At 63.6% G+C, this 18177-nt stretch carries 15 protein-coding genes; 6 read left to right on the top strand and 9 right to left on the bottom strand.

The features are described 5' to 3' along the window. Positions 1-51: 51 nt before the first annotated feature. Genes hemL through BLO97_RS25735 form a run of 3 tightly spaced genes read right to left on the bottom strand, consistent with a single transcriptional unit; the run spans position 52 to position 2805 of the window. Positions 52-1335 carry a glutamate-1-semialdehyde 2,1-aminomutase gene (gene hemL / locus BLO97_RS25745; RefSeq protein ID WP_092348884.1) on the bottom strand — a complete coding sequence of 428 codons (1284 nt, stop codon included), beginning with the start codon at positions 1333-1335 and terminating at the stop codon, positions 52-54. A 28-nt stretch (positions 1336-1363) separates the two neighbouring features. Further along, positions 1364-1990: a thiamine phosphate synthase gene (thiE, locus tag BLO97_RS25740; RefSeq protein ID WP_063324243.1), complete on the bottom strand. Its 627-nt coding sequence runs from the start codon at positions 1988-1990 to the stop codon at positions 1364-1366. A 17-nt stretch (positions 1991-2007) separates the two neighbouring features. Continuing rightward, entirely contained in the window at positions 2008-2805 is a 798-nt protein-coding gene (locus tag BLO97_RS25735; protein WP_003205858.1) for a hydroxymethylpyrimidine/phosphomethylpyrimidine kinase, read from the bottom strand. 413 nt (positions 2806-3218) lie between these two features. Between BLO97_RS25735 and BLO97_RS25730 the strand changes: the two genes are divergently transcribed. From BLO97_RS25730 to BLO97_RS25715, 4 genes are all read left to right on the top strand, one after another. Continuing rightward, a complete protein-coding gene (locus tag BLO97_RS25730) occupies positions 3219-5603 on the top strand; it encodes a hybrid sensor histidine kinase/response regulator (protein ID WP_092224993.1) in 2385 nt (794 codons plus the stop codon). A gap of 71 nt (positions 5604-5674) precedes the next feature. Then, a complete protein-coding gene (locus BLO97_RS25725) occupies positions 5675-7324 on the top strand; it encodes an acyl-CoA dehydrogenase family protein (protein WP_092348881.1) in 1650 nt (549 codons plus the stop codon). A gap of 179 nt (positions 7325-7503) precedes the next feature. Then, positions 7504-9003: an AMP nucleosidase gene (amn, locus tag BLO97_RS25720; protein WP_170862101.1), complete on the top strand. Its 1500-nt coding sequence runs from the start codon at positions 7504-7506 to the stop codon at positions 9001-9003. Between the two features lie 138 nt (positions 9004-9141). Further along, on the top strand, positions 9142-9708 hold the full coding sequence (locus BLO97_RS25715) for a pseudouridine synthase (protein WP_161951762.1): 567 nt from the start codon (positions 9142-9144) through the stop codon (positions 9706-9708). On the opposite strand, the gene BLO97_RS25710 is transcribed toward BLO97_RS25715, so the two are convergent. Continuing rightward, complete coding sequence (locus tag BLO97_RS25710) at positions 9703-9912, bottom strand: DUF2788 domain-containing protein (protein WP_007937369.1); 210 nt, start codon at positions 9910-9912, stop codon at positions 9703-9705. The two genes, BLO97_RS25715 and BLO97_RS25710, sit on opposite strands and share 6 nt — an antisense overlap. A 236-nt stretch (positions 9913-10148) precedes the next feature. Continuing rightward, positions 10149-10628 carry an Lrp/AsnC family transcriptional regulator gene (locus tag BLO97_RS25705; protein WP_025215622.1) on the bottom strand — a complete coding sequence of 160 codons (480 nt, stop codon included), beginning with the start codon at positions 10626-10628 and terminating at the stop codon, positions 10149-10151. Between the two features lie 415 nt (positions 10629-11043). Here BLO97_RS25705 and BLO97_RS25700 point away from each other — a divergent pair, with 415 nt between their 5' ends. Beyond that, a complete protein-coding gene (locus tag BLO97_RS25700; RefSeq protein ID WP_092224989.1) occupies positions 11044-12063 on the top strand; it encodes a DUF6515 family protein in 1020 nt (339 codons plus the stop codon). Between the two features lie 136 nt (positions 12064-12199). Here BLO97_RS25700 and BLO97_RS25695 read toward each other — a convergent pair whose 3' ends face one another. Continuing rightward, on the bottom strand, positions 12200-13093 hold the full coding sequence (locus BLO97_RS25695) for a cation diffusion facilitator family transporter (protein ID WP_092149963.1): 894 nt from the start codon (positions 13091-13093) through the stop codon (positions 12200-12202). 28 nt (positions 13094-13121) lie between these two features. Continuing rightward, a complete protein-coding gene (locus tag BLO97_RS25690; RefSeq protein WP_092149960.1) occupies positions 13122-13541 on the bottom strand; it encodes a polyribonucleotide nucleotidyltransferase in 420 nt (139 codons plus the stop codon). Between the two features lie 95 nt (positions 13542-13636). Between BLO97_RS25690 and hrpB the strand changes: the two genes are divergently transcribed. Next, positions 13637-16153: an ATP-dependent helicase HrpB gene (hrpB, locus tag BLO97_RS25685; protein WP_092348878.1), complete on the top strand. Its 2517-nt coding sequence runs from the start codon at positions 13637-13639 to the stop codon at positions 16151-16153. A gap of 144 nt (positions 16154-16297) precedes the next feature. Here hrpB and BLO97_RS25680 read toward each other — a convergent pair whose 3' ends face one another. Together BLO97_RS25680 and BLO97_RS25675 are read right to left on the bottom strand one after the other, a co-directional pair. Then, on the bottom strand, positions 16298-17377 hold the full coding sequence (locus BLO97_RS25680; RefSeq protein WP_092348875.1) for an endonuclease/exonuclease/phosphatase family protein: 1080 nt from the start codon (positions 17375-17377) through the stop codon (positions 16298-16300). 90 nt (positions 17378-17467) lie between these two features. Then, positions 17468-18130: a YciC family protein gene (locus BLO97_RS25675; RefSeq protein WP_092149951.1), complete on the bottom strand. Its 663-nt coding sequence runs from the start codon at positions 18128-18130 to the stop codon at positions 17468-17470. Between the last annotated feature and the right edge of the window lie 47 nt (positions 18131-18177).

The following is an 18177-nucleotide window of genomic DNA, read 5'->3' as shown; positions in this document are numbered from 1 at the left end:
TTGTCAGCAATCGCTGACGCCAGCTTCAGCCAGCGTCAGTTATCCACAGGCTTACTTCAGCGCGGCAAACGCCCGTTCGGCCGCATCGAGGGTGATCTTCAGCTCGGTCTCGCCATGGGCGATGGAGGTGAAACCGGCTTCGAATGCGCTCGGGGCCAGGTACACGCCGCCGTCGAGCATCAGGTGGAAGAAGTGCTTGAAGCGGTCGGCGTCGCTGGCCATCACGTCTTCGAAGGTGACGATGTCATCGGCGCCACTGAAATACAGGCCGAACATGCCCCCGGCCTGGGTGGTCACGAACGGAATGCCGGCCGCGTCGGCGCGGACCTGCAAACCGTCGAGCAGGCGGGTGGTGTAGTCGGTCAGTTCGGCGTGGAAGCCCGGGCGGCTGATCAGGCGCAGCGTGGTCAGGCCGGCGGCCATGGCCAGGGGGTTGCCCGACAAGGTGCCGGCCTGGTAGACCGGGCCCAGCGGCGCGATGCATTCCATGATCTTGCGCTTGCCGCCGAAGCAGCCCACCGGCATGCCGCCGCCGATGATCTTGCCGAAGGTGCTCAGGTCCGGCGTGACGCCGTAATGGGCCTGGGCGCCGCCGAGGGCCACGCGGAAACCGGTCATCACTTCATCGAAAATCAACACCACGCCATGCTGGTCGCACAGGCTGCGCAGGCCTTCGAGGAAACCCGGTGCCGGCGGCACGCAGTTCATGTTGCCGGCCACTGGCTCGACGATGATGCACGCCACTTCCTGGCCGACTTCGCCGAGCATCTTCTCGACTTCTTCGAGGTCGTTGAATGGCAGGGTCAGGGTGTGTTTGGCGAACGCTGCCGGTACGCCTGCCGAGCTCGGCACGCCTTGGGTCAATGCGCCAGAACCGGCCTTGACCAGCAGGCTGTCGGAGTGGCCGTGGTAGCAGCCTTCGAACTTGATGATGCTGTCGCGGCCGGTAAAACCCCGCGCCAGGCGGATCGCGCTCATGGTCGCTTCGGTGCCGGAGCTGACCATGCGCACCATTTCCATCGATGGCACGATCGAGCAGACCAGGTCGGCCATCTCGGTTTCCATCGCGGTCGGGGCGCCGTAGGAGAGGCCGTGTACCAGTTGCTTGCGCACCGCATCCAGCACGTCCGGATGGCTGTGGCCGAGGATCATCGGGCCCCAGGAGCCGACGTAATCCACATAGCGCTTGTCGTCTTCGTCGGTGACGTACGCGCCTTCGGCGTGCTTGAAGAACAGCGGGGTGCCGCCGACGCTCTTGAACGCACGAACGGGCGAGTTCACGCCGCCGGGGATGTGTTTCTGGGCATTGGCAAACAGGGTTTCGGAACGGGACATGGTTGGGCTCTCAAAAACGGAAAATAGACTATTTGATCTGCAGCAGCTCATTGAAGGCGCGGGCGCGGCGCGTCACTTCAGTGGTGCTGTCGGCGCCGAACAGGCCGTGGACCACCGCCAGCAGGTCGACCCCGTGGGCCACCAGCGGGGCGGCATTGTCCAGGGTGATGCCGCCAATGGCGCACACCGGGATATGCAGTTTGAGGTGCGCCTGTGCGAGCAGTTCAAGGTTTGCGCTGGGGGCGCCGGGCTTGGTGTTGGAATTGAAGAAACGCCCGAACGCGACATAACTGGCGCCTTCGCTGGCGGCCTGTTCGGCCAGTGCCAGGCTGGCGTGGCAAGTGGCACCGATGATCGCCTTGTGCCCGAGCAGTGCCCGCACTGGCGCCAACGGGCCATCGGTCTGGCCCAGGTGCACGCCAACGCCCAGGCGCGCGGCCAGTTCGGCGTCGTCGTTGATGATCAACTGGGTCTTGTAGCGTTCGCACAGGTTGCGCAGTGCTTCGGCTTCCCGCAGCCGGCGGGCCTCGTCGCTGCTTTTGTCGCGGTATTGCAGCAGGGTGACGCCACCTTCCAGCGCCGCTTCTACATAAGCGAGGAACTTGCCGGCCAGCAATTGGCTATCAGTGATGGCGTAAAGGCCACGTAATTTCATTCCACAGGCCTCCGGTGCTACGAGCAGAAATCCAGCGGCAGGCGACGCGGTACGAACTGGCCTTTGCCCAGTTGTTCGGCATCGCGCAGGGTGCGCCAGGTGTAATCCAGTGCCGTCTTGACGGCGCTGGCGAGCTGTTCGCCCTGGGCCAGCCGACCGGCCAGGGCGCTGGCCAGGGTGCAGCCGGAACCGTGGTAGCTGCCGGGCAGACGCTGGCAGGTAAAGGTTTCGCGCCCTCCGTCGCGGCTGTACAGGCGATTATGGACTTCATGTTCGTCGCCGTGACCACCGGTGATCAACAGGTGTTTGACGAAGGGCAGCAGTTTTTCCGCGCACTCGTCGGCACTGCCCTCGGGCAATTCAGCAAGGATGCGTGCTTCAGGCAGGTTGGGGGTGGCGATGATTGCCAGGGGCAGCAGGCGTTCGCGCATGGCGTAGCCGACCTCATCCTTGCCCAGGCGCCCGCCACCGCCGGCGCGCAGCACCGGGTCGCAGACCATCGGCAGGTGCGGGTGCGCCTGGAGCAGTTCGACCACCGTGTCGACCATTTCCAGTGAGCCAAGCATCCCCAGCTTGACCGCTGCCACCTGGGCATCGTTGAGCACGGCATTGGCTTGTGCCAGTACCCACTCTCGGTCGAGCACTCGGAAATCGCTGACGTTGACGGTGTCTTGCACGGTCAATGCGGTAACGGCAGGGGCGGCATGACAACCCTGGGCGAGCAGGGCTTCGATATCTGCCTGCAAGCCGGCGCCACCACTGGGATCGTGGCCGGAGAGACAGAGGACAACGGGGCGAGAGCTGTAGATATTCATGGTGCGCGAGCTTACCACCAAACCTGTTTTATCGGTTGGCGGGAGTCAGAGGATTTGTACGCTGGCTGTGATGGCAAGGCCCGGCTCATCGTGGCGAGGGAGCTTGCTCCCGCTCGGGCGCGAAGCGGCCGCCTGTTATCGGGGAGGCGCTTCGCACCTCAGCGGGAGCAAGCTCCCTCGCCACGGTCATCGTTCAAGATTCCTGTCTGACCAAAGCAACAGCTCTATTTCAATGCTTAGCGCTGGAACGCCCGTTCTAGAGCCTTCTGTAGGAAAAATTTCAATGGTGCAAATTGGCCATCAACGGCTATGCTAGAGATGGATCCAACTCATAACAGGTAATGCCGGTTTTACGTCTACTCAGGGAATGGGGGGCTTCCTGACTCAACCGGACAGGCCGCGCTGGGGCTTAAATGCGCTATTTGCTGATGTTGTTGCTGTGCTTGTCCCCTCTGGCAAGTGCTCTCGAATTCGATGAATTCACCCAAAACCTGCCCTTGGGCCATGCCCTGCAGGTGTTCGAAGATGCGAGCGGCACGGCCTCTATTGACGATGTCCTGGCCCAGGCTGGCGCCGGTGCTTTCAAAGCCCACGACCAAGCCACGCTGAACGCCGGTTACTCGCGATCAGCCTTCTGGTTGAAAATCGACCTGCACTACCGTCCTGCCAATCCGGACGCCCAGCGTACCTGGCTGCTGGAGCTGGCATACCCGCCGCTGGACCACCTCGACTTGTATTTGCCCGATGCGTCGGGGGGCTATCGCCTGGTTCGCCAGACCGGTGATGCCTTGCCGTTCGCCAGCCGCGAGATCCGCCAGAACAACTACCTGTTCAGCCTGGCTTTCAAGCCCGAACAACGGCAGACCCTCTACCTGCGCCTGCAAAGCCAGGGTTCGATCCAGGCGCCGCTGACGCTGTGGTCGAGCACCGCTTACCTCGAACAACAGCCGGTGCGCTTGTATGTACTGGGGATCATCTATGGCGTGCTGCTGGGGATGCTGGTCTACAACCTGTTCATCTACCTGAGCGTGCGCGATACCAGCTACCTCTATTACATCTTCTACATTGCCTCGTTCGGCCTGTACCAGTTGTCGGTCAACGGTGCCGCCGTGGAATATTTCTGGCCGGACAACCCCTGGTGGGCAAACGCCGCGACGCCGTTCTTCATCGGCTGCGCGGGCCTGTTTGGCAGCCAGTTCGCCCGCAGTTTCCTGCAAACCGCCCAGCACAGCCGTTGGCTGGACCGCTTGCTGCTGGCGCTGATCGCCTACAGCGCTGTGGTGGTCGGCCTGTCGCTGATGACCAGTTATGCCCTGGCGCTGCGCCTGGCGACGGTGTTGGCGCTGCTGTTCACCGTGGTGATCTTCGCCGCCGGCCTGTTCGCCTGGTGGCGTGGTCTGCGGGTGGCGCGTTATTTCATCATTGCCTGGTCGGCGTTTCTGCTGGGGGGCATTGTCAATACGTTGATGGTGCTCGGTTACCTGCCGAACGTCTTTTTGACCATGTACGCCAGCCAGATCGGCTCGGCCATCGAAGTGGCACTGTTGTCCCTGGCCCTGGCCGACCGCATCAATGCCATGCGCGAACAGCAGGCCCAGACCCTGTTGGACGCCGGGCAGAAACTCGAAGTGCTCAACCAGCAACTGGCCCACGGCAACAAGCTCAAGGATGAATTCCTCGCCACCCTGACCCATGAACTGCGCACACCGATGAATGGCGTGATCGGTTCCCTTGAGCTGATGGAAACCGTCGAGATGGACGAGGAGCTGACCCAGTATCAACAGACCGCCGCCGGTTCGGCGCGGGACATGATGCGCATGGTCAACGGCATCCTCACCCTGACCGAGTTGCAGGCCGGCAAGCTCAAGGTCTATCCGGCACCGTTCAGCCTGCGTGGGGTGGTCGATGCGCTGCAGGTGCAGTTCGGCGCCAATGCGGCGGCCAAGGGCCTGGATTTCAAGGTCGACGTGGCCCCTGGCCTGGCGGACCGGTTGCTTGGCGACAGTGGCAAACTGGCCCAGAGCCTGGAATGCCTGCTGGACAACGCCATCAAGTTCACCCGGGTTGGCGGCCTGGCCCTGCGAGTCAGCGGCAGGCCGACGGCGCTTGATCGGCTGGTGCTGTCCTTTGCTGTCATCGACACCGGAATCGGTTTTACCGACCTGGGGGAAGCGACCTTGTACCAGCGCTTCTTCCAACTCGACGGCTCGATGACCCGCGAATACGGCGGTCTCGGCGTGGGCCTGGCCATCTGCCGGCAACTGGTGGAACTGCTGGGCGGACGCCTGACCCACACCTCCGAACCCGGTCGTGGCAGCCGTTTCCAGTTGGACGTGGAGTTTGACGTGGCCTTGCCAGCGGCGGTCCCGACGCCGTTTTCCTTCGGTGGCCGCCAAGGCTCGCGCCTGCCGCAGGATTGCACGGTGCTACTGGCCGATGACAACAGCATCGATCAGTTGGTCATGCGCGGCATGTTGCTCAAGCTCGGTTATCGGGTGCGCACCGCCGACAGTGGCCGCGCCGCGCTGGATCTGCTGCACGGCGAGCGCTTTGATGCGGTGCTGCTCGACTGCCAGTTGCCGCCGCTGGACGGCGTGTCGCTCGGCTGCCAGATCCACACCTTGCCCGGCTGCGAGGAACTGCCGGTGCTGGTGGTCAGCCCGAATGTGGCGCGCGAATGCTGCCCCTCGGGCGCTCAGATCGATTACCTGAACAAACCCGTGAAATTCGAGGCACTGCAGGCGATGCTCCAGCGCCGGGTGCTGTGCCCGAGACAGGGTGAAAGCGCCGATATTTAGGCGGTTATGACACTTTGTCCGGCCTGGAGGCGGTGCTTAACTGAATCCCTGCCCGATCGAGGAGCCCTGTCATGAACCTGCACCAGTTCGCTGAAACCCACGACGTCACCAACCAACCGCCGTCCCTGGATGGCGCCAACCTGTACCGCATCGACCTGCCGCTGCAGCAGTGGTCGCAGTACTTTGGGGCGGGCTGGGCGCAGGCGCGGATCGATGCGTATGGGGCGCTGGCCGGCGGGCCGTTGATGGAAGCGGGTTTCCTGGCCAACCAGAACAAACCGGTGTTCTCCAGCCACGACCGTTACGGCCATCGCATCGACCTGGTGGAGTTCCATCCGGCTTATCACCAGTTGATGCGCACCGCCGTCGAGCACGGCCTGCCCAGTTTGCCCTGGGCGCAGCCGCAACCCGGTGCGCATGTCGCCCGGGCCTCGATGACCTATTTGCACAGCCAGGCCGAAGCCGGCACCGGTTGCCCGCTGACCATGACCTTCGCCAGCGTACCGGCGCTGCGCTTGCAGCCGGATCTGGCCGAGCGCTGGCTGCCCAAGGTGCTTGCCACCGAATACGACCCGCGCAACGTCGGCATGGCCCACAAGGCCGGGGTGACCCTGGGCATGGCGATGACCGAAAAGCAGGGCGGCACCGATGTGCGGGCCAACACCACCAAAGCCTATCCGGTGGGCGCCAGCGGCCCGGGCCAGGCCTATGAACTGGTGGGCCACAAATGGTTCTGTTCGGCGCCGATGTGCGATGCCTTCCTCACCTTGGCCCAGACCGACAAAGGCCTGACCTGTTTCCTGCTGCCGCGCCATCGCCCCGACGACACCCGCAATCAGTTCTACATCCAACGGTTGAAGAACAAGCTGGGCAACTGTTCCAACGCCTCCAGCGAAGTCGAGTTCCGTGGCGCACTGGCCTGGATGGTCGGTGAAGAAGGCCGCGGCGTGCCGACGATCATCGAGATGGTCGCCATGACCCGCTTCGATTGCATGGTCGGCTCCAGCGCCCTGATGCGCCAGGCGTTGACCCAGGCCAGTCATCACTGTGCGCACCGCAAGGTCGGTGGCAAGCTGTTGAGCGAGCAGCCGCTGATGCAAAACGTCCTCGCCGACCTGGCGCTGGAAAGTGAGGCTGCGCTGGCCTTGAGCTTGCGCATGGGCCGGGCGCTGGACCACTTGAGTGACGAGCACGAGGCCAAGTTCGCCCGGCTGGTGACGGCGGTGGGCAAGTACTGGATCTGCAAGCGCGCCCCCGCGATGATCAACGAAGCCGCCGAATGCATGGGCGGTGCCGGCTACGTCGAAGACAGCATCCTGCCGCGTCTGTACCGCGAAGCGCCGGTCAACTCGACGTGGGAAGGCTCCGGCAACGTGCAATGCCTGGATGTGCTGCGCGCCTTGTCCAAGGAGCCCGGCGTGCTGGAGGTATTGTTCAGCGAATTGGGCGACGGCCACGGCGACAAACGCCTGGCTGGCCACATCCACCAATTGCACGCCGCGTTCAAGGACACCGACGATATCCAGTACCGCGCCCGGCAAGTGACCGAAGACATCGCCGTGGGCCTGCAAGCCAAGCTGTTGCTCGAGGCGGGCAACAGCGACGTCAGCGATGCCTTCATTGCCAGTCGCCTGGGTTCGGTCGGCCGGGTGTACGGTGCCTTGCCTCGGGGCTTGAATGTCGAGGCCATCGTTACCCGCTCGACCCCGCATGGATTCTAGGCAGGCTACGGCCAACACAGAGTGCTGTGGGAGCGGGCTTGCTCGCGAAAGCGGTATGTCAGCCGCCGAAGAGGTTGGATGTGCTGACGCCTTCGCGGGCAAGCCCGCTCCCACAGGTTTTCATGACGCCGAGAATACCCAATACGCCACTGTTCCCGTCGGGCGGCGATGCAGGCAAGATGAAGGCCTGCAAGTCAGAACACAGGAAGCTGATCGTGACCGAAGCGTTTATTGTCGTTCAAACCGCCGAACAAGCCGTGGATCGTCTGGCGGCCCTGCACGAACGTGCGACCACCGCGTTGAACCAGGCGCTGATGCGTTATCTCAAGGATCGCGTCGAGCCGGATGCCGAGCAAAGGGCGTTGTTTCGCTATCCCGCCTTGCGCCTGACCTACCACTGCCACGGCGAAGTCCCGCAAACCACCCGCGCCTATGCCAAGGTCCAGTTGCCCGGCACCTACAGTGTCACCGTCACCCACCCCGGCGCCTTCCGTAAATACCTGCTGGAGCAGCTGGTCCCGCTGATGCACGACTTTACCGTCACCGTGGAAGTGGGCGTCAGCGAGCAGAACATTCCGTACCCGTACGTGGTGGAGCAGGGCGACGAACTGGCCGGCTCCGGCGTGACCGCCGCCGTGCTGGCACGAGTTTTCCCCAGCACCGACCTGTCGGCCGCCACCGATGGCATTGCCGACGGCCTCTATGATTGGGAAAACACCGACCCGCTGCCCCTGGCGCTGTTCGACGCGGCGCGGGTGGATTTTTCCCTGCGCCGGCTGGTGCACTACACCGGCAGCGACTGGCGCCATGTGCAGCCGTGGATCCTGCTGACCAACTACCACCGCTATGTCGACCAGTTCATCGTCCATGGCCTGGAGCAACTGCGCAGCGACCCGCGCTTTGTGCGCATGGTCCTGCCGGGCAACGTGATCATCGACAAGAACATGGACCATGGAGAAGCATCGGCCATCGCTGCCGGCGTGGTCTGGCACCGTTACCAGATGCCGGCCTATCACCTGCAAACCAATGATGGCCATGGCGTGACCCTGGTGAACATCGGGGTCGGCCCGTCCAACGCCAAGAACATCACCGACCACCTGGCCGTGCTGCGGCCCCATTGCTGGCTGATGATCGGCCACTGCGGCGGGCTGCGGCAGTCCCAGACCATTGGCGACTACGTGCTGGCCCACGCCTACATGCGCCGCGACGGGATCCTCGACCGCGTGGTGCCGCCGAACATTCCGATTCCGGCCCTGGCCGAAGTGCAGATGGCCTTGCAGCAAGCGGCGGCCAACGTCACTGGCGAAAAGGGCGACGAGTTGAAGAAACGCCTGCGCACCGGCACCGTACTGACCTACGACGACCGTAACTGGGAATTGCGCTGGGCCCAGGAGCGCCCGTTGATCAACCTGTCCCGCGCCGTGGCGGTGGACATGGAAAGCGGCACCATCGCCGCCCAGGGTTATCGCTTGCGGGTGCCGTACGGCACGTTGCTGTGTGTTTCGGACAAGCCGCTGCACAGCGAAATCAAGCTGCCGGGCTCGGCCAACGCGTTCTATGAGCGAGCGGTCAACCAGCACCTGAAGATTGGCATCGAGGCGTTGGACCTGTTGCGCACGGAACTCAACTCGTTGCATTCGCGCAAGCTGCGCAGCTTCGACGAGCCGCCGTTCCGTTGATACGGCGGTGGTTATTTAGCGGTCAGACCACTAGCATTGGCGGTCCTGACCGTTAGATGCCGTGCCACCATGCCCCGTCCTCCACGCCCCGCTTCCCGTCGCCCTGGCGCGAAGCTTCCAGCCTCCGCCCCGCGCCGTGTGGCCAAGGCCCCGCCGGCCGAGCCGAAGCTGATCCTGTTCAACAAACCCTTCGATGTGCTGACGCAATTCAGTGACGGTGAAGGGCGGGCGACGCTCAAGGATTTTATCGACGTACCGGGCATCTACCCGGCCGGGCGGCTGGATCGTGACAGCGAAGGCTTGCTGTTGCTCACCAATGATGGGCAGTTGCAGGCGCGTATCGCCGACCCCAAGCACAAGCTGGCCAAGACTTATTGGGTGCAGGTGGAAGGCGAACCGAATGCCGAACAGTTGCAGCGTTTGCGCGATGGGGTGGCGTTGAACGACGGCATGACCTTGCCAGCCGAGGCGCGCCAGTTGGACGAGCCGCAGTTATGGCCGCGCAACCCGCCGGTGCGCTTTCGTAAAAGCGTACCCACGAGTTGGTTGGAACTGGTGATCCGCGAAGGGCGCAACCGCCAGGTACGGCGCATGACCGCCGCGGTGGGCCTGCCGACACTGCGCTTGGTGCGGGTCAGGATCGGCGACTGGACCCTCGAAGGACTCGATCAGGGCCAGTGGAGGGAAGTGCCGGCGCGCTTATAACGTCCCGGACTCGATCAGGCCGATCACCACGCTCTTGATCACGAACGCCGCCACGCCCAACCCCAGCACAAAAAACAGAATGAACGAGCCGAAACGCCCGGCCTTGGATTTCTTCGCCAGGTCCCAGACGATGAAACCCATGAAAATGATCAGGATGCTGACCAGGCCGGTCATCATCCACTCTTCGAAAACAGCAGGATCCATCAGGACACTCCGGCGTAAGCGGGGTTGAAAAGGCGCGGCGAGTATAAGGCATGAGGCGCGGACGCGGGATTGGCCTGCGGCGGTGTGTCGCAGCTATTCATCGGCTGGGCTGTGGCGAGGGAGCTTGCTCCCGCTCGACTGCGCAGCAGTCGCAAACCGGTCCACTGGCAATCCGGCCGAAGCTTGGGGTCGCTTCGCAACCCAGCGGGAGCAAGCTCCCTCGCCACAAAAAGCGGTCAGCTGCGCAGGTGAGTCAAAGGCAACTCGGTGCTGTTGAGCACCTGGTTCAGTACAAAGCTCGAACGCACGCTGGTGACGCCATCGATCCGGGTCAGATGCCCCAGCAGCAGTTTCTGGTAATGGTCCATATCCGGTACCACCACCTTGAGTTGGTAATCCGCGTCCATCCCGGTGACCAGGCTGCATTCCAGCACTTGCGGCAGGTTGCGGATGGCCGCTTCGAAGTTCTCGAAACGCTCGGGGGTGTGACGGTCCATCCCGATCAATACGTAGGCGGTCAGGCTCAGGCCCAGCATTTTGCGGTCGAGCAGGGCAACCTGGCGCGTGATGTAGCCGTCATCCTCCAATTGCTTGACCCGTCGCGAACAGGGGGAGGGCGACAGGCCGATGCGTTCGGCCAGTTCCTGGTTGGAGATGCGCGCATCGCGCTGCAATTCCGCCAGAATGCTCAGGTCGTAACGGTCGAGTTTGCTCATCGGTCGGGCCTTTATCTGGATAATTGCGGAAGATTATCTATCCAGGGTTAAAAATTGCGCAAGTGATGTTTATTTCCGCAATCTTAGCAATCCTCTGCCGGCGCCCCAGGCTTATTCTTATCACCAAGATCACTGCTCGGACAAACAGTCCAGTGCAGCCCGCCCAATCAGGCCGGCTGCGGTCGCGGCACCCACCGGTGTTGGCAGACCCCCGAGCTGCACACTGTCCAGAAGACGGCGTGAGGTGAGCCGACGTCATAAGCGTCGAGCACGGACGAAATTCTCAAGGGGAGGCCGACGGGTCTCCCTTTTTTAATGCCTGCGAAATAAACCCCGTGGCTGATAACCTATCGCAGAACCGGCCTGGGCTTTTCCGAGTCTTATCATCAGGCCCTGAACCGTTGTGAGGAATTTCATGAAGTCGCGCATCTGGCGTTTGGCAGGTGTTGGTCTGTTGTGGGCAAGTGTCAGTGCGCAGGGAATGGCCGACGATCAGCAAAACCGTGGCGGCCCGGATGGCAATCGCGGCCCGGACGGGCGCGGTGGCAACGGCCAGGGTTACCCGGCGCAGCAACGGTCGCAAAACAACGAAATCATTCGGGGCGACAACAGCCGTCAGTTCGAGGTCAGGCCACAACCTCAATACCAGGGTGGCGAACAGCGGTATGAGCGTCCGCCCCAGGATCCCAACGCCCATGGCCGTCCGCAGCCGCAGCCGCAGCCCGGCAACAACCTGCCGATCCAGGGCCGGCCCGACAGCGTGACCCAGACCCGCGAACCGCAACCGGGGTATTACCGTGATATCCCGCGTCGCAGCGATGGCTATCCCAGCGGCGGGCCACGCCCAAGCCATGACAACCGCCCTGAACAGCATTGGCCCGGCCGCCCGGACGGGCATGGCAATGGCTGGGGCCCGGGCCCGCAGTACCGCCCGGGGTACGTGATCGACCGTTTCCCGGATCGCAACTACCGCGTGCCTTATCGCGGCCAGGATTATTTCTATTCCGGCGGCTACTGGTATCGCCCGCAAGGGCCGCGCTATGTCGTGGTCGCGCCACCGCGGGGCATTCGTACCCGGTATCTGCCGGATTACGCTCGGGAGGTGTGGATCGGCAGTTCGCTGTTCTTTCTTGCCGCCGGCGCCTATTACATCTACGAAGCCAACACCCAGGATTACGTCGTGGTCGATGCGCCGGTCGCCAACCCGCAGCCGCAACCCCAGGGCAACAGTTTCGATGTGGTGGCGTATCCGGCCAACGGCCAGTCGCCCGAGCAGGTCAACCAGGACGGGTACGATTGCTATCGCTGGGCGGTGCAGCAGAGTGGTTTCGATCCACGTCGCTACACCTACCCGCCGGCGCCGGAAGTGGTGCAGACCTATCGCCAGGCCCAGGGCAGTTGCTTGAGCAGCCGTGGGTATCAGGTGACTTATTGATTTAGCGCAGATCCCCTTTTGTGGCGAGGGAGCTTGCTCCCGCTGGGCTGCGAAGCGGCCCCAAGATTTTTCGGTCGCTGCGCAACCGAGCGGGAGCAAGCTCCCTCGCCACAGGTTCTGTGTCGGGCCTCGGGGATCAGGCCTTGGCGCCGTTGACCACTTCCAGCGGATCAGCGTGAACCAGCACTTCGGCTTTCGGGTAGGCGCGATGGATCGCGTCGGCGGCCTGGTCGCTGATGCCGTGGGCCACTGACAGGGTCAATTCCCCCGGCAGTTCAAGGTGCAACTGCACGAACCAGTGGTTACCGGAAATCCGTGTGCGCAGGTCATGGGCGCCTACGACGCCCGGCACGGCACAGGCCAGTTCCAGCATGTGCTGGCTGACGTCGGGCGGCAGTTCCTGATCCATCAGTACGGCGAAACTTTCCCGGGCGATCTGGACGGCGCTCCACAGAATGTAAATGGCGATCCCCAGGCCGAACCAGGCGTCCAGTTGATACCAGCCAAACCCGGCCAGCACCAGCGCCACCAGGATGCTGCCGTTAAGCAACAAGTCGGAGCGATAGTGCAGCGAGTCGGCACGCACGGCGTTGGAACCGGTGGCGCGGATGACCCGATGCTGCAACGCCAGCAGCGCCAGGGTCAGCCCGAGGGAAAACACGATCACGCCGACGCTCAGCCAGGGGGCATCCACCGGCACCGGGTTTTTCAGCCGCTCGAAAGCCTGCAAGGCAATCAATAAGGCACTGCCGCCGATAAACAGCGCCTGGGCCATGCCGGCCAGGGATTCGGCCTTGCCATGGCCGTAACGATGATCATCATCGGCGGGACGCAGGGCGTAATGCACCGCCAGCAGATTGAGCAGCGAGGTGACGCCGTCCAATGCCGAGTCGGTCAGGCCGGCAAGCATGCTCACCGAGCCGCTCAGCCACCAGGCCAGCGCCTTGGCGACGACCAGGATGAGCGCCACGGCCACCGAAGCCCGGGTGGCCAGGCGCAGCAGGCGGGCGTGTTCGGTGCTGGTGGTCATGGCGCGGTCGTTCCTTCAGTAGCGCTTGTCATGCGGCGGGCTTGAGGCCGAGGGCGGCCAGTTGTTGCGCGCTGCCCTTGTGCTGGATCAGCCGAGGATCGTCCAGCGGGAAGCTGCGGCCCAGTTCGCGTTCCAGGATCGCCTGCAACACGTGGTTATTGACGGTGCCGTCGGGGTTGATGGCCGGCTTGAGTTTTTCTGGCTCGATCTGGACGCTTTTGCCCGGCTCGAAGTAAATGGCGCCGGTGGCGAAGTCCACCGCGAAGGCGATCAGGCCGGGGATGATGTAGAACAGCAGGCCGACGGCATCGAGGGCGGCGATGGCCGGGTCGATCTTGCCGTCGATCTGGCCGCGACGGTCCGGGTAGAAGATCGAGCCACAGGCGCTGATTTGAGTCAGCAGGGAGGCGACCAGCACGCCACCGATCACGCGAAAGGGAATACGCATAGCAATCTCCTGAACAGGTAAAGGCGTTGCTGGTTGGAGTCCAGACCACGCTAAACAGTTCGCCGTTATACTCGGCCCTCTGTTTTGGAGCCAGCATGATTTCTTTGCCGATTGATGAAGTTTTACCCGCCCTGCGTCAAGCCTTGGCATCGCGCCACGAAGCCGTGCTCGAAGCGCCGCCTGGTGCCGGTAAAACCACCCGTGTTCCCCTGGCCTTGCTGAACGAGCCCTGGCTGGCCGGGCAGACCATCCTGATGCTCGAACCCCGGCGCCTGGCGGCACGGGCGGCGGCCGAGCGACTGGCCAGCGAGCTTAAGGAAAAGGTCGGTGAAACCGTCGGCTACCGGATTCGCCTCGACAGCAAGGTCGGCCCCAAGACCCGCATTGAAGTGGTCACCGAAGGCATCCTCACCCGGCGCTTGCAGGACGACCCGGCGCTGGAAGGCGTAGGGCTGCTGATTTTCGATGAATTCCATGAGCGCAGTCTCGACGCCGACCTGGCCCTGGCCTTGAGCCTCAACGGTCGGGAGCTGTTTCGCGAAGACCTGCCACTGAAGATCCTGCTGATGTCCGCCACCCTGGAAGGTGAGCGCCTGGCCGGGTTGCTGGACAATGCGCCAATCCTGCGCAGCGAAGGCCGCATGTTCCCGGTGACGGTGCGTTGGGGGCGGCCGTTCCAGCCCGGCGAGTTCGTCGAGCCGCGGCTGGTGCAGACCGTGCTGGAAGCACTGCACGATGAAACCGGCAGCGTCTTGGTGTTCTTGCCCGGGCAGGCGGAGATTCGCCGGGTCCATCAGCAACTGGCCGAGGCCTTGGGCGAGGGCGGCAATGTGTTGCTCTGTCCGCTGCACGGTGAACTGGACCTCGCCGCTCAGCGCGCTGCCATCGACCCCGCGCCGCCCGGCCAGCGCAAAGTGGTACTGGCCACCAACATCGCCGAAACCAGCCTGACCATCAATGGCGTGCGAGTGGTGATCGACGCCGGACTGGCCCGGGTGCCGCGTTTCGACCCGGGCAGCGGCATGACCCGGCTCGACACCCAGCGCATTTCCCGAGCCAGCGCCACCCAGCGGGCCGGTCGGGCCGGGCGTCTGGAGCCTGGTGTCTGCTATCGATTGTGGTCCGAAGACCAGCATGAACAATTGGCCGCCTATGGCAGCGCGGAGATTCTGTCGGCGGATCTGGCCGGATTGGCCCTGCAGTTGGGGCGCTGGGGCGTGACGCCGGCGCAATTGGTCTGGCTCGACATCCCGCCCACCGCCGCCTATGCCCAGGCCCAGGATCTGCTGCAACGCCTCGGCGCGCTGGAGGGCGAGCAACTGACCCGCCACGGCCAGGCCATGGCCGAGCTGCCGGCCCATCCGCGTATCGCTCATCTGCTGTTGCGCGGTCAGGCGCTGGGGCTGGCGGACATGGCCTGCAACGTCGCCGCACTGTTGGGCGAGCGCGATATTCTGCGCGGCGCCGGCGCGGACTTGCACAGTCGTCTGGTGCTGCTGTCCGGCGAAGAACGCGCGGCGCGCGGTGCCCAGGGCGGGGTGCAGCGGGCGCGACAACTGGCCCGGCAATATCGCGGTTACCTGCGGGGCAAGGCCGAAGAAGCCGTCGCCGATCCCGATCACCCGCGCTGGCTCGGTGCACTGCTGGCGTTGGCTTATCCGGACCGCGTCGCCCAGCAGCGCCGCCCCGGCGGCGCGGAATATCGCCTGGCCAACGGCCGTGCGGCGTTGTTTGCCGAGGCTGACAGCCTGATGAAACAAGCGTGGCTGGTGATCGCCGACCTGGGCAGCCGCCAGGGGCAGCGGGAAGAACGGATCTACTTGGCGACGGATTTCGACCCGGCACTGTTCGACTCGGTATTGGCCGAGCAGGTGCACACGGTGGATCAACTGGATTGGGATGAGCGCGAAGGCGTGCTGCGCGCCGAGCGCCAGCGCAAGGTTGGCGAACTGGTGCTCAGCCGCGAACCGCTGACTGGCCTGGATGAGTCTGCCCGTAGCCAGGCCCTGGTGAACCTGGTGCGGCGCAAGGGCCTGGAATTATTGCCCTGGACCCCGGAACTGCGGCAATGGCAGGCGCGGGTGGCGCTGCTGCGTTGCCTGGACCTGGACGCCAAGGGCGAGAGCCAATGGCCGGATGTCAGCGATAGTGCGTTGCTGGGCAGCCTCGAACATTGGTTGATGCCGTATCTGGGCCGAGTCTCGCGCCTCAGCCATTTTGCCAACCTGGACTTGTCGAGCATCGTTCACAACCTGTTGCCCTGGCCCCTGCCGCAACGTTTGGATGAACTGGCGCCGCACCATTTGAGCGTGCCTTCGGGGTCGTCGATCCGCCTGGACTACAGCGAGCATCCGCCGATCCTGGCGGTGCGCTTGCAGGAGCTCTTCGGCCTGGCCGACACCCCACGCATCGCTGGCGGGCGGCAGGTGGTCAAGCTGCACCTGCTGTCACCGGCGCGCCGACCGGTGCAAGTCACCCAGGACCTGGCGAACTTCTGGCGCAGCACCTACGCCGAGGTGAAGAAGGACCTCAAGGGGCGCTACCCCAAGCACTACTGGCCGGATGATCCGCTGGTGGCGGAGGCGACGGCGCGGGTCAAGCCGCGTAAATAAGCTGAGGCAATTCAGGGTATGCAATACAAATTCTGTGGGAGCCGAGCTTGCTCGCGATAGCGGTGTGTCAATCAATAACAATGCTGCTGATCCGCCGCCATCGCGAGCAAGCTCGGCTACCACAGGGGGCTTAGGTGAATCCTGCTAAGGTGCAGCCGGCAATAGGAACCGTGCAATCACCGGCAAGTGATCGGAGATTCGCAAGGTATCGTCCTGTCGCACCTGGGCTTCGACCCGCTTGATGCGCGGGCTGTAGAAGAGGTAGTCGACAGTACGGTCGGGGCCGTTGAGGCCGGGGTCGTTCGGGTAGTGGGTCAGCCAGTGTGCGCGGTCGATGCCGCTGGCCTCGTTGTTGGTGGGGATCATCGGGTATTTGTCCCACAACAGGTGCAAGGGGCTGTCGGCGGAGTAGGGCGTGCGTTGCTCGGACGGCAGGCGCCGGTACTGGCCCAGGGGCAGCAGGTTGAAGTCGCCGCCGATCAGCCAGGGTGTGCCAGCGGATTCGAGTTTATCCAAGGCCTTGGCCACGGCGGTGATTTGTCTGGGCAGGGTTTCGTCCGGCTCGGTGGCCCGTTCCAGATGGGTGTTGAGCACCGCCAGTTGGCCGCCGCCGCTCAGCGACAGATAGCTCACCAACAAGGCATTTTTGGGCTGGAACTGACGGCTGATGATGTTGGCGTCTGCCACCGGCAGTTGTACCCGTTCGGCATGGTCGATGCGGTAGCGACTCAGGGTCGCCAGTTGCCGGCCGACGCTGCCGAAGATGTGTGGATCGGGGGTGAAGTCGGCCTTCCAGTCGAAAGTGCTGGTGCCGCACGGATAGAGGTCAGCCAGCCGCTCCTGCAACAGCTTGAGCTGGTCCTGGTAATCGCTGGCCTTGGCGCCCTTGTCCAGTTCCTGGAGCAGCACGACGTCCGGTTGCTCATCGCGGATGACCCGTGCCACTTCGTCGAGGCTGAAGGCCATGTCTTCCAGGGTCGGGCTTTCATCGTTGCCCTGGGCCAGGTCGTGCCAGAACACGTAGCGTTTGCCGGCGAGGAACTGCACGTTCCAGGTCATCACCTTCAAGGCCTGGCCGGGCACCAGCGGTGCTGCGTTGGCGGTGCAACTGACCGGCAAGGTTTCCCGGGGTTGTGGCCGCCAGGTCAGGCCGTAGATCGACAGGGCGGCCAGGCTGAGGATCAACAGCAGGCCCAGCAAGGTGTAGCGCAGTAGACGGGTCATGGCTCGGCTTATGGGCGAAACGCGAAAGTGCTCCCGAGCATAACCGAGAGCGGTTCTCAAGCCCAAGCCCAGGGCCTTCGCAGTGTGCGATCAGCGGTTGTCAGGCTTGGCTTCGATCAACATGAACATGCGGAACAGCACCACGCTGGTGAACAGTTGCAAGAAGCTGTGAACGCTTTCGATCAGCAAACTGAGCAAAGGATTCTGGGGCGGCGGGTACACCGAGACGCTGACCCCCTTGAGCAGCCACAGCGGGCCCATCACACAGAGGATGCACAGCAGGATCCGCCAGAAGTTGCCGCGGGACATGTTCAGGCTTTCCTTCATCGCCGCCAGGGGAGGCAGTCCCCTGAGGACCAACAGGTATTCACTGAAGGCCAGGGTCACCATTAGCCATAAGCCCGGCAGGAAATACAGCGACAGCCCCACCAGGATCAACAGCGTGTTGAGCGCCGTCAGCAAGGCAAAGCGTGGCCACAGGGTGAGGGCCGTTGCGAGCAGGTCACGGGTGCGTGGTGCTTCACCGCGGCTGCGGGCGTCGAGGAACAGGATCAGCGCGGCGGTGTACAAGGGGTACACCAGCAGCCCGACGATCACGCTGTAGCCGGGAAAGCCGTCGGGGCCGAGGGCGCTGTCCACGCCTTGCTGCAGCAACGCCTCGAGTATGACCAGCGGCAGGCACAGTTGGGCGATTCGGCCCAGATGGCGCTTGAAGAAATACAAAGAGTCGCGCAGCACGTCAAACGGATTCATGAGTCGGTATCGCAGTTCAAAAGCGGTCCGACACTTTAACCGATCAG

The sequence above is a fragment of the Pseudomonas sp. NFACC05-1 genome (genome assembly GCF_900100135.1).
GTDB classification, from domain to species: domain Bacteria; phylum Pseudomonadota; class Gammaproteobacteria; order Pseudomonadales; family Pseudomonadaceae; genus Aquipseudomonas; species Aquipseudomonas fluorescens_Q.
This window is presented reverse-complemented; position numbering and strand designations above follow the sequence as displayed.